At 71.7% G+C, this 17,212-nt stretch carries 19 protein-coding genes and 1 pseudogene; 19 read left to right on the top strand and 1 reads right to left on the bottom strand.

Features of this window, described 5'->3' with window-relative positions; genetic code table 11:
• The first annotated feature begins 89 nt into the window (after positions 1 to 89).
• The 18 genes from proS to AC27LF_RS27790 all read left to right on the top strand — a co-directional run bounded on the left by proS (position 90) and on the right by AC27LF_RS27790 (position 14,978).
• Complete coding sequence (gene proS, locus AC27LF_RS27705; RefSeq protein ID WP_479659067.1) at positions 90 to 1,505, top strand: proline--tRNA ligase; 1,416 nt, start codon at positions 90 to 92, stop codon at positions 1,503 to 1,505.
• A gap of 259 nt (positions 1,506 to 1,764) precedes the next feature.
• On the top strand, positions 1,765 to 2,361 hold the full coding sequence (locus tag AC27LF_RS27710; protein WP_383088423.1) for a hypothetical protein: 597 nt from the start codon (positions 1,765 to 1,767) through the stop codon (positions 2,359 to 2,361).
• Between the two features lie 345 nt (positions 2,362 to 2,706).
• Positions 2,707 to 3,129, top strand: coding sequence for a 30S ribosomal protein S16 (gene rpsP / locus AC27LF_RS27715; RefSeq protein WP_351735651.1), 423 nt, complete (start codon positions 2,707 to 2,709; stop codon positions 3,127 to 3,129).
• Positions 3,130 to 3,134: 5 nt separating this feature from the next.
• On the top strand, positions 3,135 to 3,374 hold the full coding sequence (locus AC27LF_RS27720) for an RNA-binding protein (protein WP_003973401.1): 240 nt from the start codon (positions 3,135 to 3,137) through the stop codon (positions 3,372 to 3,374).
• A 92-nt stretch (positions 3,375 to 3,466) separates the two neighbouring features.
• Entirely contained in the window at positions 3,467 to 4,030 is a 564-nt protein-coding gene (gene rimM, locus AC27LF_RS27725; RefSeq protein ID WP_479659066.1) for a ribosome maturation factor RimM, read from the top strand.
• Positions 4,027 to 4,860 carry a tRNA (guanosine(37)-N1)-methyltransferase TrmD gene (gene trmD, locus AC27LF_RS27730; protein ID WP_479659065.1) on the top strand — a complete coding sequence of 278 codons (834 nt, stop codon included), beginning with the start codon at positions 4,027 to 4,029 and terminating at the stop codon, positions 4,858 to 4,860. The genes rimM and trmD overlap by 4 nt, the downstream gene beginning before the upstream one ends.
• Positions 4,861 to 4,995: 135 nt before the next feature.
• On the top strand, positions 4,996 to 5,346 hold the full coding sequence (rplS, locus tag AC27LF_RS27735; protein ID WP_121890862.1) for a 50S ribosomal protein L19: 351 nt from the start codon (positions 4,996 to 4,998) through the stop codon (positions 5,344 to 5,346).
• 45 nt (positions 5,347 to 5,391) lie between these two features.
• Positions 5,392 to 6,090: a signal peptidase I gene (gene lepB, locus AC27LF_RS27740; RefSeq protein ID WP_479659064.1), complete on the top strand. Its 699-nt coding sequence runs from the start codon at positions 5,392 to 5,394 to the stop codon at positions 6,088 to 6,090.
• Entirely contained in the window at positions 6,083 to 7,171 is a 1,089-nt protein-coding gene (gene lepB / locus AC27LF_RS27745) for a signal peptidase I (protein WP_479659063.1), read from the top strand. The genes lepB (AC27LF_RS27740) and lepB (AC27LF_RS27745) overlap by 8 nt, the downstream gene beginning before the upstream one ends.
• Complete coding sequence (gene lepB / locus AC27LF_RS27750; protein ID WP_479659062.1) at positions 7,062 to 8,042, top strand: signal peptidase I; 981 nt, start codon at positions 7,062 to 7,064, stop codon at positions 8,040 to 8,042. The genes lepB (AC27LF_RS27745) and lepB (AC27LF_RS27750) overlap by 110 nt, the downstream gene beginning before the upstream one ends.
• Positions 8,043 to 8,191: 149 nt before the next feature.
• The gene (lepB, locus tag AC27LF_RS27755; protein ID WP_479659061.1) at positions 8,192 to 8,959 is read left to right on the top strand and encodes a signal peptidase I; all 768 of its coding nucleotides are present in this window, start codon (positions 8,192 to 8,194) and stop codon (positions 8,957 to 8,959) included.
• The gene (locus AC27LF_RS27760) at positions 8,949 to 9,473 is read left to right on the top strand and encodes an NUDIX hydrolase (RefSeq protein ID WP_479659060.1); all 525 of its coding nucleotides are present in this window, start codon (positions 8,949 to 8,951) and stop codon (positions 9,471 to 9,473) included. Before lepB (AC27LF_RS27755) ends, AC27LF_RS27760 begins: the two co-directional genes overlap by 11 nt.
• Positions 9,474 to 9,529: 56 nt before the next feature.
• Positions 9,530 to 9,838 (top strand): DUF2469 domain-containing protein, encoded by a 309-nt coding sequence (locus AC27LF_RS27765; RefSeq protein WP_003965949.1) that lies wholly within the window; start codon positions 9,530 to 9,532, stop codon positions 9,836 to 9,838.
• An 88-nt stretch (positions 9,839 to 9,926) separates the two neighbouring features.
• The gene (locus AC27LF_RS27770) at positions 9,927 to 10,388 is read left to right on the top strand and encodes a YraN family protein (protein WP_479659059.1); all 462 of its coding nucleotides are present in this window, start codon (positions 9,927 to 9,929) and stop codon (positions 10,386 to 10,388) included.
• Between the two features lies 1 nt (position 10,389).
• On the top strand, positions 10,390 to 12,009 hold the full coding sequence (locus AC27LF_RS27775; protein WP_479659058.1) for a YifB family Mg chelatase-like AAA ATPase: 1,620 nt from the start codon (positions 10,390 to 10,392) through the stop codon (positions 12,007 to 12,009).
• The gene (dprA, locus tag AC27LF_RS27780; RefSeq protein WP_479659057.1) at positions 12,006 to 13,166 is read left to right on the top strand and encodes a DNA-processing protein DprA; all 1,161 of its coding nucleotides are present in this window, start codon (positions 12,006 to 12,008) and stop codon (positions 13,164 to 13,166) included. Before AC27LF_RS27775 ends, dprA begins: the two co-directional genes overlap by 4 nt.
• 292 nt (positions 13,167 to 13,458) lie before the next feature.
• Positions 13,459 to 14,301, top strand: a complete 843-nt coding sequence (whiG, locus tag AC27LF_RS27785) for an RNA polymerase sigma factor WhiG (RefSeq protein WP_388712397.1) — start codon at positions 13,459 to 13,461, stop codon at positions 14,299 to 14,301.
• Between the two features lie 119 nt (positions 14,302 to 14,420).
• Complete coding sequence (locus AC27LF_RS27790; protein WP_479659119.1) at positions 14,421 to 14,978, top strand: TetR/AcrR family transcriptional regulator; 558 nt, start codon at positions 14,421 to 14,423, stop codon at positions 14,976 to 14,978.
• A gap of 158 nt (positions 14,979 to 15,136) precedes the next feature.
• Here the strand turns inward: AC27LF_RS27790 and AC27LF_RS27795 are convergent.
• A pseudogene (locus tag AC27LF_RS27795) lies at positions 15,137 to 15,736 on the bottom strand (murein hydrolase activator EnvC family protein); the annotation flags it as partial.
• Positions 15,737 to 16,258: 522 nt separating this feature from the next.
• On the opposite strand from AC27LF_RS27795, the gene rpsB reads away from it, so the two are divergent.
• Entirely contained in the window at positions 16,259 to 17,152 is an 894-nt protein-coding gene (rpsB, locus tag AC27LF_RS27800; RefSeq protein WP_479659056.1) for a 30S ribosomal protein S2, read from the top strand.
• Positions 17,153 to 17,212: the final 60 nt, after the last annotated feature.

Consider the following 17,212-nt stretch of genomic DNA (forward strand, 5'->3'; position numbering starts at 1 on the left):
GTCCAGGGGTCGTGGGGCCCGGTTTGCGGCGTCCGGGCGGCTGTGGCGAGAATTCACATCCCGGCAACGTGGACCCGTACCATCGCGCCATGGCAAAGGCACCCGTTCTCACACCCCGGGCGGTCGACTTCCCCCGCTGGTACCAGGATCTGATCAACAAGGCCGAGCTGGCCGACAACGGTCCGGTGCGCGGCACCATGGTGATCCGACCGTACGGGTACGGGCTGTGGGAGCGGATGCAGGCCGAGATGGACGCCCGGATCAAGGAGGCCGGTGCCGCCAACGCCTACTTCCCGCTGTTCATCCCGCAGTCGTACCTGACCCGGGAGGCCGAGCACGTCGAGGGTTTCGCGCCGGAGCTGGCCGTCGTCACCCACGCCGGCGGCAAGGAGCTGGAGGAGCCCGTCGTCGTCCGGCCCACCTCGGAGACGATCGTCAACGACTACTTCGCCAAGTGGGTGCAGAGCTACCGCGATCTGCCGCTGCTGATCAACCAGTGGGCGAACGTGGTGCGTTGGGAGCTGCGCCCGCGGGTCTTCCTGCGCACGACGGAGTTCCTGTGGCAGGAGGGCCACACCGCGCACGCCACCTACGAGGACGCCCGGGACTACGCGGCGCACATCCACCGGAACGTGTACGCCGACTTCATGGAGAACGTCCTCGCCATGGACGTCCTGGCGGGCCGCAAGACCGCGCGTGAGCGGTTCGCCGGCGCCGTCAACACCCTCACCCTGGAGGGCATGATGGGCGACGGCAAGGCCCTGCAACTGGGCACCAGCCATGAACTCGGCCAGAACTTCGCCAAGGTCTTCCACACCCAGTACCTGTCGAAGGACGGCCGGCAGGAGTATGTGTGGCAGACCTCCTGGGGCTCCACCACCCGCATGATCGGCGCCCTGGTGATGATGCACGGCGACGACGACGGGCTGCGCGTCCCGCCCCGCCTGGCGCAGACCCAGGCCGTCGTGCTCGCGGTCAAGGACGACGAGGCGGTCCTGGCCAAGGTCCGCGAGATCGGCGACCGGCTGAAGGCGGCCGGGATCCGGGTCCGGGTGGACGACCGCACGGACACCCCGTTCGGGCGGCGCGCCGTCGACTGGGAGCTGAAGGGCGTGCCGGTCCGCATCGAGGTCGGCCCGCGCGATGTGGAGAACGGCACGGCGATGCTGGCCCGCCGGATCCCCGGTGGCAAGGCGCCGGTCGCCCTGGACGCGCTGGCCGGGCTGCTTCCGCAGATCCTCGAAGAGGACCAGGCGCTGCTCCTGAGACAGGCCAGGCAGCGCCGCGAGTCCCGCACCACCGACGTGACCACCGTCGAGGAGGCCGTCGAGGCCGCCGGTGCCGGCGGCTGGGCGCGCATCCCGTGGGCCGATCTCGGCGAGGAGGGCGAGGCCAGGCTGGCCGAGCACGCCGTCACCGTACGGTGTCTGGTCGCCGCGGACGGGTCGGTGCCGGACGCGGACGACGCCCCCGGTAACGTCGCGGTCGTCGCGCGCGCATACTGACACCACGCGTTCGCCGCGAGAGCGACCGAAACGCCTCTTGCGCATCAGCCGACGCCGGCCGCCCCGGCGCGCGAACACGATCCACGCGCCGGGTCCTACGTCGGACTACGTACCGGCTTGATACGAGCTGTTCCGCTTCTGTGCAGATCAGCGCACCCGCCCTCGTCAGGACGCATCAGCGGCAACTGACGGGTACGTGCAAATTATTTGGGATGCCCCGGAATCGGAACACAGCGGCACTCTGGCTCGTTGTCATTACGTGAGCACGACACAGACACCACCTGTTCTCGCCGCAGAGCTGGCGCAGGCGTGGGCCGACATTCAGCGGTACCACCCCGAGCTGCCGGACCTTGCCGCGCCAGAGTCCCTGATCGGGGAGTCGTCGTCCGCGTGCGGACACGAACTCTCCTTCGAGCGACTGCTCCATGAGGCAGTCCATGGCATCGCCGCCGCCCGCGGCGTACGCGACACCTCCCGAGCCGGCCGCTACCACAACCGGAGATTCCTCGCCATCGCCGAGGAGCTGGGTCTGGACCACCCCGACGAGCCGCATCCCAGCAGCGGTTTCTCGCTGGTCACGCTCAACCCCGAGGCGAAGCGGCGCTACCGCCCGACCATGGAGCGGCTTCAGCGCGCCCTCAAGGCCCATATGGCGGCCACCTCCGCGGACACCTCCCGCACCTTCCGCGGGCCGGCCGCACGGCACGGGTCCTCCGGGGGCGGCGTCCGCGTCAAGGCCGTCTGCGACTGCGGGCGCAACGTCCGGGTGGTCCCGTCGGTGCTGGCGCAGGCGCCGATCATGTGCGGCGGCTGCGGCAAGCCGTTCCGGATCCCGGAGGTCGTGGGAGCGGCCTGATCCGCGGGCCGCGGTGTACCGGCATCTCGTGGGTGCCGGAAGTGGCCTCGCCGGCCGGTCGGCCCGTGCCGGGGGCGGCACGGGCCGACCGGCCATCGCACGGCACCGGGCGGCGCACCCGGCGTGACTCACCCCCACGCCGGGTGCCACTGCGGCCTGCCCGCGCGCACTTCCACCTGGCCGAGAGCGACCCGCGGGGTGTGGCACAATGGCTAGCTGTACTCGACAGCCGCACAGGACCCCTCTCTCCTCCGGCTGACGCGTCCATCGGGCCACTCGGGCACCGCAACCCCACGCGGCATCTCGTTGTGCCCCACCACGTCAAATCCAGGAGAACCCACTCCCGTGGCAGTCAAGATCAAGCTGAAGCGTCTGGGCAAGATCCGTTCGCCTCACTACCGCATCGTCGTCGCCGACTCCCGTACCCGCCGTGACGGCCGGGCCATCGAGGAGATCGGCAAGTACCACCCGACCTACCACCCGTCGGTCATCGAGGTGGACGCCGAGCGTGTGGCGTACTGGCTCGGTGTCGGCGCGCAGCCGACCGAGCCCGTGCTCGCCATCCTGAAGAAGACCGGCGACTGGCAGAAGTTCAAGGGCGAGCCCGCTCCGGCGCCGCTGCTCGTCGCCGAGCCGAAGAGCACGCGTCCGTCGTTCGAGGCGCTCGGCGGCGAGGACGAGGGCAAGGGTGAGGCGATCACCCAGAAGAAGAAGGCCGAGAAGAAGGACGAGGCCGCCGCCGAGTCCTCCGAGTCGACCGGGGCCTGAGCAGCATGCTCGAAGAGGCGCTTGAGCACCTCGTGAAGGGCATCGTCGACAACCCCGACGATGTGCAGGTCGCCTCGCGCAACCTGCGTCGCGGGCGCGTCCTGGAGGTCCGGGTGCACCCCGACGACCTCGGCAAGGTGATCGGCCGCAACGGCCGCACCGCACGCGCCCTGCGCACCGTCGTGGGTGCCATCGGCGGCCGCGGAGTCCGCGTCGACCTCGTCGACGTCGACCACGTCCGCTGACGCTTTTCGCAACCGGCTCGGGCCGGGGAGGGCCACTGGCCGTCCCCGGCCCGCAGTCGTATGAGCAGGAGACCGACAGGAGAATTGGACACGTGCAGCTGGTAGTCGCACGGATCGGCCGTGCCCATGGCATCAAGGGTGAGGTCACCGTCGAGGTACGCACCGACGAGCCGGAACTCAGGCTCGCGCCCGGTGCCGTGCTCGCCACCGATCCCGCCGCCGCGGGACCGCTCACCATCGAGACGGGCCGCGTCCACAGCGGCCGTCTGCTCCTGCGCTTCGCGGGCGTCCAGGACCGCAACGGCGCCGAAGCCCTCCGCAACACCCTCCTGATCGCCGAGATCGACCCGGACGCGCTGCCCGAGGGCGAGGACGAGTACTACGACCACCAGTTGATCGACCTCGACGTGGTCACCGAGGACGGCACACAGGTCGGCCGGATCACCGAGGTCTCGCATCTGCCCTCGCAGGACCTGCTCATCGTGGAGCGGCCCGACGGGGACGAGGTGCTGATCCCCTTCGTGGAGGAGATCGTCACCGAGATCGACCTGGCGGAGCAGAAGGCCGTCATCGCGCCCCCGCCCGGCCTCATCGACGACCGCGCGGAGGAAGCCGCCGAGGGACGCGGCGCACAGTCGGGGGACGACGGCACATGAGGCTCGACGTCGTCACGATCTTCCCCGAGTACCTGGAACCGCTGAACGTCTCCCTCGTCGGCAAGGCACGCGCGCGCGGTCAGCTGAACGTGCACGTGCACGACCTGCGGACCTGGACGTACGACCGCCACAACACGGTCGACGACACCCCGTACGGCGGCGGCCCCGGCATGGTCATGAAGACCGAGCCGTGGGGGCACGCTCTGGACACCGTGCTGGCCGACGGCTACGAGACCGGCTCCCACGCGCCCGCGCTGATCGTGCCCACACCGAGCGGCCGGCCCTTCACCCAGGAACTGGCCGTCGAACTCTCCGAACGCCCCTGGCTGATCTTCGCGCCCGCCCGCTACGAGGGCATCGACCGGCGCGTCACGGACGAGTACGCGACACGGATGCCGGTGTACGAGGTGTCCATCGGCGACTATGTGCTGGCCGGCGGGGAGGCGGCCGTCCTCGTGGTCACCGAGGCCGTGGCACGGCTGCTGCCCGGCGTCCTCGGCAACGCCGAGTCCCACCGGGACGACTCGTTCGCGCCCGGCGCGATGGCCGCGCTCCTGGAGGGCCCCGTCTACACCAAGCCGCCCGTCTGGCGCGGCCGTGACATCCCGGACGTACTGCTCAGCGGCCACCACGGGAGGATCGCCCGCTGGCGCAGGGACGAGGCCCTGAAGCGCACCACGGCCAACCGGCCCGACCTCATCGAGCGCTGCGACCCCAAGACCTTCGACAAGAAGGACCGCGAAATGCTCGCCGTCCTCGGCTGGGCACCGGACCCGGACGGTGAGCCCTACGGCCGATTTTGGCGCAGGCCACAGGGCATGGAACAATAGGCGGCTGTTGTGCGTCCGTCCGGCGCGCGCCCCTGCCACAGGGGGACACGACGCCCGCCCCGACCCGCACGGCCCACCTTCCGAACATCTAGTTCCCGTCGATGACCTGTGGCATCGACGAAGAAAGCAGACGACATGTCTCACCTGCTCGACTCCGTCGACTCCGCGTCGCTGCGCAGCGACGTCCCGGCCTTCCGCCCGGGTGACACCGTCAACGTGCACGTCCGCGTCATCGAGGGCAACCGCTCCCGTGTGCAGCAGTTCAAGGGCGTGGTGATCCGCCGCCAGGGCTCCGGTGTCCGCGAGACCTTCACGGTCCGCAAGGTCTCCTTCTCCGTCGGCGTCGAGCGCACCTTCCCGGTGCACACCCCGATCGTGGAGAAGATCGAGCTGGTCACCAAGGGTGACGTGCGCCGCGCCAAGCTGTACTACCTGCGCGACCTGCGCGGCAAGGCCGCGAAGATCAAGGAGAAGCGCGAGAACTGAACGCTCGTCGGAGTTCGCGGCGGGGCCGGATAGCATCAGCCCCCGATGGACACCGAAGCGCAGCCGACGCAACGCGACCGCACCTCCAGACCCGGAACCACGGGCACGGAGGGACGGTCGCGTTTCGCGTTGGTCTCGCGGTTCACCGACTGGCTGCCCGGCGGACGGATCACCCTCACCCTCTTCGTCTGCCTGCTGTTCCTGCTGCTCCTCAACACGTTCGTGGCGCAGCCGTTCCAGATCCCGAGCGGGTCCATGGAAGGCGGATTGAGGATCGGGGACCGCGTCGTCGTAAATAAGTTGGCGTACCGTTTCGGTGCCGAACCGCGGCGCGGCGACGTCGTCGTGTTCGACGGAACCGGCTATTTCGGGGACGCGGACTACATCAAACGCGTTGTAGGTGTGGGCGGAGACCATGTGGTGTGCTGCGACAAGGAGGGGAGGATCGAAGTGAACGGCCGAGCGGTCGACGAGACGGCGTTCCTCTACCCCGGGGACAGCCCGTCCACCGTGCCCTTCGACGTCGTCGTGCCCGAGGGCAGGCTGTTCGTCCTCGGCGACCACCGCAGTGACTCCAGCGACTCCCGCGACCACCTCGGCTCCCCGGGCGGCGGCATGGTCCCCGTCGGCGAGGTGATCGGGCGCGCCGACTGGATCGCCTGGCCCTTCGGCCACTGGACCCACCTGCACCGCCCGGCCGCCTACGCGCGCGTGCCCGCCGCCGCGGAGGACACGCATGGGTAACCGGGGCAAGCCGCGCGGTGTGCCCAGCGGCGCCGCCGACAACCTGCTGCCCACCGGCGCCCGGCGCGCGGCCGGCCCCGGCGGCGGACGCACCCGCGCGGAGCGGCGCAAGCTCCAGCGCAAGGTCAAGCGCAAGCGCAGACGCAGCGCGGTGCGCGAAATACCGCTGCTGGTCGGTGTGGCCGTGCTGATAGCGCTGGTCCTGAAGACGTTCCTCGTCCAGGCGTTCGTGATCCCGTCGGGCTCCATGGAGCAGACGATCCGGATCGGCGACCGTGTCCTGGTCGACAAGCTCACCCCGTGGTTCGGTTCCAAGCCGGAGCGCGGGGACGTCGTCGTCTTCCACGATCCGGGCGGCTGGCTGGCCGACGAGCAGACCACCAAGAAGAACGACCCTGTCGGCGTCAAGCAGATCAAGGAAGGGCTCACCTTCATCGGTCTGCTGCCCTCCGACAACGAGAAGGACCTGATCAAGCGGGTCATCGGCGTCGGCGGTGACCACGTCAAGTGCTGCGACGCGCAGGGCCGGGTGACCGTCAACGGCGTTCCCCTGGCCGAGACGGACTACCTGTACCCCGGCAGCGCACCCTCCGCGACGCCGTTCGACGTCACCGTCCCCGAGGGGCGGCTGTGGGTGATGGGCGACCACCGCGACAACTCCGCGGACTCGCGCGCCCACCAGGACACCGACTACGGCGGGACGGTCTCCGTGGACTCCGTGGTCGGCCGGGCCATGGTCATCGGCTGGCCCATCGGCCACTGGTCCGGCCTGACCGAACCTAAAACCTTCGCAAGCGTGTCGAACTCCGTGTCGGGGTCGACCGCGGCTCCCCCGCTGTCGCATAGGGTTGCCTCCGACGATCCGAACGGAATGATCCAGCTCCCGACTCCTGCGGAACTCCCGCTCGTTATGGGAGTGGTGGGCCTGCACCGTACCCGGAGCAGGCGGCGGCACAGAGTAAGGAGTTGGCGTGGGGGATGTGGCGGTCGGCGCACGGTCGGGACACGACGGCGAGGAACACCGCGGGCGCCCCGTGGAAGCAAACGGCCCCACCTCGGGCGGCGCCGTGACCTCAGGTAATGACGCGGGGGCGGCGCAGGACGCCGCTGCCGACGGGGAGCCCCCGGTGGACAGCGCCGCGGAGCGGGGCGATGCGGCCCCCGGGCCGAAGAAGCCGCGCTCCTTCTGGAAGGAACTGCCGATCCTGATCGGCATCGCGCTGGTGCTCGCGCTGCTGATCAAGACGTTCCTGGTGCAGGCGTTCTCGATCCCGTCGGACTCGATGCAGAACACCCTGCAACAGGGGGACCGCGTCCTGGTCGACAAGCTCACCCCGTGGTTCGGCTCCGAGCCGGAGCGCGGCGAGGTCGTCGTCTTCCACGACCCGGACAACTGGCTGGCGGGCGAGCCCACGCCCACTCCGAACGCCGTGCAGAAGGTCCTCAGCTGGATCGGCCTGATGCCGTCCGCGGAGGAGAAGGACCTGATCAAGCGGGTCGTCGGCGTCGGCGGTGACACGGTCGAGTGCAAGAACACCGGCCCGCTGCTGGTCAACGGCAAGGCGCTGAACGAGCCGTATGTCTACCCCGGCAACACCCCGTGCAGCATGGACGACCAGGGCGGCCAGTTCAAGGTGAAGATCCCCGAGGGTTACCTGTGGGTGATGGGCGACCACCGGCAGAACTCCCGTGACTCCCGCTACAACCAGGCCGACAAGAACCACGGCATGGTCCCGGTCGACAAGGTCGTCGGCCGCGCCATCGTCAAGGCATGGCCGATCAACCGCTGGGGCACCCTGCCGGTCCCGGACACCTTCGACCAGTCCGGCCTCGACCAGCGGTCCTCCGGCGCCGCCTCGCTGTCGGTGGCACCGGGGGGCGTCGCGCTCGTGGGCGTACTGCCGGTGGCGGTGTGGCGCCGTCGGCGCGCCACGGCGAGCCGCACCCGCTGAGCGCCCGCACGTCTGGGGACGGCCGGGCCCCTACGATGCGGGGACGGCCGGGCCCGCGCGTCTGGGGAAGCCTGGGTCCGGTCCCGCTCCCGGCCGAGTCGGGAGGGAGGCTGGGCCCCCTTCGGTACCGCCGGGTAGGGTGCGGGTCCATGGGTGGCGAGAGCACGACACATACGGCCCCGCGCGGCACCGGCGCGGAGCGGATCGGCAGCCCGCTCGGCCAGCGGCTGTCAGGGGTGGCCGTGGCACTGGGCCTGGTGCTGTTCCTCGGCGGATTCGCGTGGGGGGCGGTGGTCTACCGGCCCTACACCGTGCCCACGAGCTCGATGGCCCCGACGATCGACGCCGGTGACCGGGTCCTCGCCCAGCGCGTCGACGGCGGCGAGATACGCCGGGGCGACGTCGTCGTCTTCCGCGACACGAACTGGGTGACCGACTCCGACGTGGTCAAGCGGGTGGTCGCGGTCGGCGGCGACACCGTCGGCTGCTGCACGGACGGCAAGCTGACCGTCAACGGCAAACAGATCGAGGAGCCCTACCTCCCCAAGGGCAGCCTCGCCGAGATCACGGACTTCCCGACGGTCAAGGTCCCCGAGGGCCGCCTCTTCCTCCTCGGCGACGAGCGGCAGGGCTCCCTGGACTCCACCGCCCACCTCACCGACGCCGCCCGCGGCACCGTCGCCCGCGGTGCCGTGTCCGCCCGCGTCGACGCCGTGGCCTGGCCCATGAAGGGCATGCTCAAGCCCCCCACCGGCTTCGAGGCCCTGGGCACCCTGTCCGCGCCGGGCCCGCTGCGCACCGTCGTCGTCCTGATCGTCGTCGGCGCGGTCCTGGTCCTCGGCGGCGCCGCCTACGGGCCGGTCGCCAAGCGGCTGGGCCGCTCCCGTACCCGCCCGGAGCCCGCCGGTGTCCACTGAGGCCCGGGACGCGGGCGAGGACGCGTACACGGGCGGTCTGCGCAAGGTGGCCCGGGTGGTGCTGCTGGACCCCGACGACCGCGTCCTGCTGCTGCACGGCCACGAACCGGACGACCCGGCCGACGACTGGTGGTTCACGCCCGGCGGGGGCCTGGAGGGCGATGAGACCCGCGAGCAGGCCGCGCTGCGGGAGCTGGCCGAGGAGACCGGCATCACCGATGTCGCACTCGGTCCGGTGCTGTGGCGGCGCCGGTGCTCCTTCCCGTTCGCCGGCCGCCGCTGGGACCAGGACGAGTGGTACTACCTGGCCCGTACGACGCAGACGGCGACCGAGGCGGTGGCCCTGACGGAGCTGGAGCGGCGCAGCGTCGTCGGAGCGCGTTGGTGGACGTGTCGGGAACTGGCCCGGTCGCATGAGACGGTGTACCCGACCAGACTTGCCGAGCTGCTCCGGACGCTGCTCGACGAAGGTCCCCCGGCCGGTCCCATAACCCTTGACACGGAAATCGTCTAGAGGCGCGCGGGACTGGCGCACAATGGTGGGATCGCACGGCTGAAGGGGAACATGCCATGAGCGCCGAGGACCTCGAAAAGTACGAGACCGAGATGGAGCTGAAGCTCTACCGGGAGTACCGCGATGTCGTCGGTCTGTTCAAATACGTGATCGAGACCGAGCGGCGCTTCTACCTCACCAACGACTACGAGATGCAGGTGCACTCGGTGCAGGGTGAGGTCTTCTTCGAGGTGTCCATGGCGGACGCCTGGGTCTGGGACATGTACCGCCCGGCCCGTTTCGTGAAGCAGGTGCGCGTCCTGACGTTCAAGGACGTGAACATTGAGGAGCTGAACAAGAGCGATCTGGAGCTGCCGGGCGGGTGACGGGATTGTCCACAACCGGTGGGTAACCCACCAAGATCAACTGCTTGCGGCCGGGTGCGCGACGGTGGGCGCCGGAGGTGGTGCCCACATGAACGCACAGCAGGAGCACCGGTCGCAACAGCCGCACCGGTCACAGCAGGAGCACCGGTCACAATGGCCGCACCGGTCACAGCAGACGCCGGGGCCGGATCAGGCACGCAACGCACTCGGCAGGTACGGCGAGGATCTGGCCGTGCGGCGGCTGACCGACGCCGGGATGACGGTCCTTGAGCGCAACTGGCGCTGCGGCAGGTCCGGCGAGATCGACATCGTGGCCCGGGACGGGGACGCGCTCGTCGTCTGCGAGGTCAAGACGCGCCGGGGCGGGTGCTACGAGCATCCGATGGCCGCGGTGACGCCGGAGAAGGCGGAACGCCTGCGTGACCTCGCGGAACGCTGGATCCAGAGCCACGGCGGGGCCCCGCCCGGCGGCGTCCGCATCGACCTGGTCGGAGTCGTCCTCCCGGACCGCGGCGCCCCCGTGGTGGAGCACGCGCGGGGGGTGGCCTGAGATGGGATTCGCCCGTACGTGTTCCGTGGCCCTGGTGGGCGTGGAGGGCGTGGTCGTGGAGGTCCAGGCCGACCTGGAGCCGGGGGTGGCGGCGTTCACGCTGGTGGGGCTGCCGGACAAGAGCCTGACGGAAAGCCGCGACCGGGTCCGGGCGGCGGTCGTCAACTCGGGCGCCGACTGGCCGCAGAAGAAGCTCACGGTGGGCCTCAGCCCGGCCTCGGTACCGAAGGCAGGCAGCGGCTTCGACCTCGCCGTGGCCTGCGCGGTCCTCGGCGCCGCCGAGCGGATCGATCCCAGGGTGCTCGCCGACATCATGATGATCGGCGAACTGGGGCTCGACGGCAGGGTGCGTCCGGTCCGGGGCATCCTGCCGGCGGTGCTCGCCGCGGCCGACGCCGGATACGAGCAGGTGGTGGTGCCCGAGTGCGCCGCGGCCGAGGCATCGCTGGTGCCCGGCGTGTCGGTGCTCGGCATCCGCAGCCTGCGCCAGCTGATCGCCCTGCTGACGGACGAACCCGTGCCCGACGAGGAACCCGACGACCTGGGCCGCCCGGATCCGCTCCTCGCCGGCCTGCGGGTGCCCGGCACCGGCGCGGCCACCGGCATGCACAGCATCGGCGCCGCCCAGCACGACCACGACCTCGCCGACGTGGTGGGGCAGCACTCGGCGCGCACGGCGGTGGAGGTGTCCGCCGCCGGAGGTCACCACCTGTTCCTCGAAGGACCGCCCGGCGCGGGCAAGACGATGCTGGCGGAGCGGCTGCCCGCCGTGCTGCCCCGGCTCGGCCGCGAGGAATCACTGGAGGTCACGGCCGTCCACTCGGTGGCCGGGCTGCTGCCACCGGGCAAACCGCTGATCGATGTCGCGCCCTACTGCGCCCCGCACCACTCGGCGACCATGCAGTCCCTCGTCGGCGGCGGCCCCGGCATCGCGCGCCCCGGGGCGGTGTCCCTGGCCCACCGGGGCGTGCTCTTCCTCGATGAGGCGCCAGAGTTCCACAGCCAGACCCTGGACGCCCTGCGGCAGCCCCTGGAGGCGGGCCACGTGGTGATCGCGCGCAGCGCCGGAGTGGTCCGGTTCCCGGCCCGGTTCCTGATGGTGCTGGCGGCCAACCCGTGCCCGTGCGGGCGTTTCTCGCAGCGGGACACGCTGTGCGAGTGCCCGCCGTCGGCGATCCGCCGCTACCAGGCGCGGCTGTCCGGCCCGCTGCTCGACCGGGTCGACCTCCGCGTCGAGGTGGATCCCGTCACACGCGCCGAACTCACCCAGCCCGGTGCGCGAGGGGAGCCCACCGCGACGGTCGCCGACCGGGTCCGGGAGGCGCGTGAGCGTGCCGCCGCGCGGTTCGCGGGAAGTCCGTGGCGGACCAACAGCGAAGTGCCCGGACGGGAGCTGCGCAGCCGCTGGCACGCCGCGAGCGGGGCCATGGACGAGGCGGAGCGGAACCTGGAGCGGGGCGTGCTGACCGCCCGAGGGCTCGACCGGGTCCTGCGCGTCGCCTGGACGGTGGCCGACCTCGCCCGTCACGACCGGCCCGACGCCACCGACGTCGCGCTCGCCCTGCAACTGCGCACCGGCGTCCCACGGGGCGTGCCCATGGCCATCGGGGCACCGGCGTGACCACGGACCCCGAACCGGACGACGGTCTGCTCTCGCGTGTGCTGCTCACCCGGGTCATCGAGCCCGGTGACGAGGTCGGGGGCCGGTGGGCGCGGGAGTACGGGGTGAGGGAGGTCGCCCGGCGGCTGCGGGACGGCGGCGTGCCGCTGCCGGGGGTCAGCGGCACGCGCTGGGCCGGCCTGCGGGCGCGCGCCGCACGGGCCGAGCCGCGCCGGGACCTGGAGATCGCGCGCGCCGCAGGGGTGCGGTTCGTCGCCCCCGGGGACGCCGAGTGGCCGGCCCAGCTCGACGACCTCGGGGACGCCCGGCCCCTGGGGCTGTGGCTGCGCGGCCGGCCCAGCCTGCGGATGTGGGCGCTCAGATCCGTCGCCGTCGTCGGCGCCCGGGCCTGCACCGAGTACGGCGCCCACATGGCGGCCACCCTCGCCGCGGGGCTCGCCGAGCGCGGCTGGGTCGTGGTGTCCGGCGGCGCCTACGGCATCGACGGCGCCGCCCACCGGGGCGCCCTCGGCGCGGGCGGCGCCACCGTCGCCGTCCTGGCCTGCGGCGTCGACCGGCCCTACCCCCGCGGACACGCCGAGCTGATCGACAGGATCGCGGAACAGGGGCTGGTGGTGGGGGAGTTGCCGCCCGGCGATCATCCGACGCCGAGCCGGTTCATCCTGCGCAACCGGGTGATCGCGGCGCTCACCCGGGGCACGGTCGTCGTGGAGGCCGCCCACCGCAGCGGCTCCCTGGTCACCGCGCGGGCGGCACTGCGCCTCGGCCGGTTCACGATGGGCGTGCCCGGGCCCGCCACCAGCGCGCTCTCCGCGGGTGTGCACGAGCTGCTGCGCGGGGAGGGCGTGCTGGTCACCGATGCGGCGGACGTCGTGGAGCTGGTGGGGGACATGGGCGAGCTGGCCCCGGCCCGGCGCGGCCCGGTGCTCCCGCGCGACCTGCTGGAACCCGGCGCCCGGCGGGTCCTGGCCGCCCTGCCGGCGCGTCGGGCGGCACAGCCGCGGGAGATCGCGTCGGGCGCGCAGACCACACCGGACGAGGCGATCGCGAGGCTGTACGAACTCAGAGCACTTGGATACGTCGAACGACACGGCGATGGCTGGAAGTTGACACGCCAGGCGGTGATATCGGTCCGGGCCGGTCGGGCCGGCTGCTGACCGAGGGTGTTCGGCCGTCCGGGGGAATCCCGACGTCCTTGGGATTTCTGGGAGTTGACCCGCCACACCGGTCACGCACCGCGATGTGCCGGGGCCGCCGGGGCGCGTCCTGAAGCGGGTCCGTTCACGGGTGGAGCCCCGAGGTTCGCACACCGCGACTCCTCAGTCACGCTACGCTCACGAGGACCCCGGCGCAGACCGGCCCAACTCGATACCAGACCGACAGCCCACCCAGGCACCCTTCTCCACAGCACTTCACGGCACTTCACGGCAGAACGGCACAAGGCGACGAATGCCCCAGCACACCTCCGGGTCCGACCGGGCGGCCATCCCCCCAGCCGCCCGCGACGGTGGCAGCGCGCGGCCGCCCGCTCCCTCGACGCTCGACGAGCTGTGGCGGTCGTACAAGGCGACGGGGGACGAGCGGCTGCGGGAGCAGCTGATCCTGCACTACTCACCGCTGGTGAAGTACGTGGCGGGACGGGTGAGCGTGGGGCTCCCGCCGAACGTGGAGCAGGCGGACTTCGTGTCGTCCGGTGTGTTCGGACTGATCGACGCGATCGAGAAGTTCGACATCGGCCGGGAGATCAAGTTCGAGACGTACGCGATCACGCGGATCCGGGGCGCGATGATCGACGAGCTGCGGGCGCTGGACTGGATTCCGCGCTCGGTGCGGCAGAAGGCGCGGAACGTGGAGCGGGCGTACGCGACGCTTGAGGCGCGGTTGCGGCGCACGCCGTCGGAGGGCGAGGTGGCGGCGGAGCTGGGGATCGGGATCGACGAGCTGCACGCGGTCTTCGGCCAGCTGTCCCTGGCGAACGTGGTGGCGCTTGAGGAGCTGCTGCATGTGGGCGGCGAGGGCGGGGACCGGCTGAGCCTCATGGACACGCTGGAGGACACCGCGGCGGACAACCCGGTGGAGGTCGCGGAGGACCGGGAGCTGCGGCGCTTTCTGGCGCGGGCGATCAACACGCTGCCCGACCGGGAGAAGACCGTGGTGACGCTGTACTACTACGAGGGCCTGACCCTGGCCGAGATCGGGAACGTGCTGGGGGTGACCGAGAGCCGGGTCAGTCAGATCCACACCAAGTCCGTGCTCCAGCTGCGGGCGAAGCTGGCCAGTTTTGGCCGCTGAGCCGCCCCCGCCGGCGTGCGGGGCAAGCGGCGCGGACGCTCCGCGTGGCACCGTGCGACTCCCGTCGGGGCGGGCGCGTCCGTACAGTGGTGGGCGTGCCTAGGATTCGAGCGGCCTCCGTGGCCGAGCACCGGTCGATGCAGCGAGCCGCCCTGCTGGACGCGGCCCGGAGCCTGCTGTCCGAGGGCGGTACGGAGGCGCTGACCTTCCCGGCCCTCGCCGAACGCACGGGTCTTGCCCGGTCGTCCGTGTACGAGTACTTCCGTTCGCGGGCCGCCGTCGTCGAGGAGCTGTGCGAGGTCGACTTCCCCGTGTGGGCCGCCGAGGTGTCGGCGGCGATGGAGCGGGCGGACTCGGCCGAGGGCAAGGTCGAGGCGTATGTGCGCACGCAGCTGGCGCTGGTCGGGGACCGGCGGCACCGGGCCGTCGTGGCGATCTCGGCGAGCGAGCTGGACGCCGGGGCGCGGGAGAAGATCCGGGCCGCGCACGGCGGGCTCGTCGCGATGATCGTCGAGGCGCTGGAGGAGCTGGGCCACGCCCAGCCGCGCCTGGCGGCGATGCTGGTCCAGGGCGTGGTCGACGCGGCGGTCCGACGCATCGAACTGGGCGCGGCCGAGCCCCCCGAGGACATCACCGACGCGGCCGTGACGATGGCCCTGCGGGGCGTGCGGGGCTGAATTCGGCCGGGTGGGGGTGGGGCGCGGTGGGTTGAGTCGGGTGCGGCCGGGCGTCGTGCGGAGATCAGCGACGCGGTGGTGGCGATGGCCGTGTCGGGTGTGCGGGGCTGAGTGTTCGTTCGGGGGCCGGTGGCGGTGGGGCCCTGTGCCTGGGTGGGTGGCCTGGTCAGGATCGGTAGCAGTCTTGACGGGCCCCGGTGCAGCAGCCATGGGGGGAGCAGCAGGAGCGGGTTCAGGTAGGTGTCGCCGCTGAGCAGGCCCCAGTGGACACAGGTGCCGGCGGTGCAGTGCGACCCGGTCGGTTCCACCCGCCCCACCACCTCGCCCGCCGCCACCTCGTCGCCCGTGCGCACCGACGGGTCCACCGGCTCGTAGGTCGTCCGCAGTTCCGTGCCCGCCAGCTCGATCGCGACCACGCCCCGCCCGGCCACCCGGCCGGCGAAGGACACCCGGCCCGCCGCCACCGCCCGTACCGGAGCGCCGGGTGGCGCGCCCAGGTCGACGCCCCGGTGCCCGGGTCCGTACGGCGTGGCCGGGGGCTCCCAGCCCCGTACCACGACGGGTCGCGTCCCCACCGGCCAGAACCGGGCGAGCGCCGGGACCGAGGCCGGCGGGGGCGCGGCAGGAGGCGGAGCGGGAGGCGGGGAAGCGGCGGGTGGGGAAGCGGCGGGCAGGGGCGCCAGGGCCGCAGGTCGCGGCGGCTGCGCCCGGGCCGGCAGGGCCGAACAGCCCAGGGCCGCCGTCACCACCGCCGCCATGACCACCGCCCAAACCGCCGGCCACCTCGGCACGCCCAGCATTCGAAGCGCCTGAAGCACGCCCCGCATCGGCATCAGACATGGGGCACCCTCAGCCGGCCCGGCACCCAGCACCCCACGCACACCCGGCACCCATCGCACCCTCAGCACCCCTTTCCACGTACGCCCCGAGCCCGCCCGGTCCGAACTGTTCGTCGGGGCCGCGCGGTTCGTACCGCAGGCATCGCCGGCATCGCACTCATGCGAGAACCGTCCCGCACCCGCGCCGATCATGGCCGGGAGCCGTGGACTACTCACCGGTTGTGGACAGCGGCGTCACCCGGTGCCCCGCCGGTCCCGTACACTTCTGGTGGCGACCCGGGTCACCGGGTCGACTTCGCACGCCCCGACACCCACCGGCCGGCAACGGTCCGACGGTGTCAGCGCCCCTCGGTCCCCCTGTGGCAACGGCGCACGTGGGCGTCAGGCGCGGAAGCCGTCCGGCATCCGCGGCACAACCGAGAAACCCAAGGAGATACGGCCATGGCCGTCGTCACGATGCGGGAGCTGCTGGAGAGCGGCGTCCACTTCGGTCACCAGACCCGTCGCTGGAACCCGAAGATGAAGCGCTTCATCTTCACCGAGCGCAACGGCATCTACATCATCGACCTGCTCCAGTCGCTGTCGTACATCGACCGTGCCTACGAGTTCGTCAAGGAGACCGTCGCCCACGGCGGCACGGTCATGTTCGTCGGTACCAAGAAGCAGGCGCAGGAGGCCATCGCCGAGCAGGCCACCCGCGTCGGCATGCCGTACGTCAACCAGCGCTGGCTGGGCGGCATGCTCACCAACTTCTCGACCGTCTACAAGCGTCTGCAGCGCCTGAAGGAGCTTGAGCAGATCGACTTCGAGGACGTCGCCGCCTCCGGTCTGACCAAGAAGGAGCTTCTCGTGCTCTCGCGCGAGAAGGCCAAGCTGGAGAAGACCCTCGGTGGTATCCGCGAGATGCAGAAGGTGCCCAGCGCCGTCTGGATCGTGGACACCAAGAAGGAGCACATCGCGGTCGGCGAGGCCCGGAAGCTCAACATCCCGGTCGTCGCCATCCTCGACACCAACTGCGACCCCGACGAGGTCGACTACAAGATCCCGGGCAACGACGACGCGATCCGCTCCGTCACGCTGCTCACCCGCGTGATCGCCGACGCCGTCGCCGAGGGCCTGATCGCCCGCTCCGGTGTCGCCACCGAGGGCAAGGGCGAGAAGGCCGCGGGCGAGCCGCTGGCCGAGTGGGAGCGCGACCTGCTTGAGGGCGAGAAGAAGGCCGAGGAGGCTCCCGCCGCGGAGACCCCGGCCGCGGAGACCCAGGCTGCGGAGGCCCCGGCCGCGGAGGCTCCCGCCGCCGCTGAGGCGCCGGCCGCCGAGGGCGAGCAGGCCTGACCCCGTCAGCGCCAGCGTTGACGGCGGGAGCGGCGACATGAAGTCCGCTCCCGCCGTTCA

This window comes from Streptomyces diversicolor, from assembly GCF_057537855.1.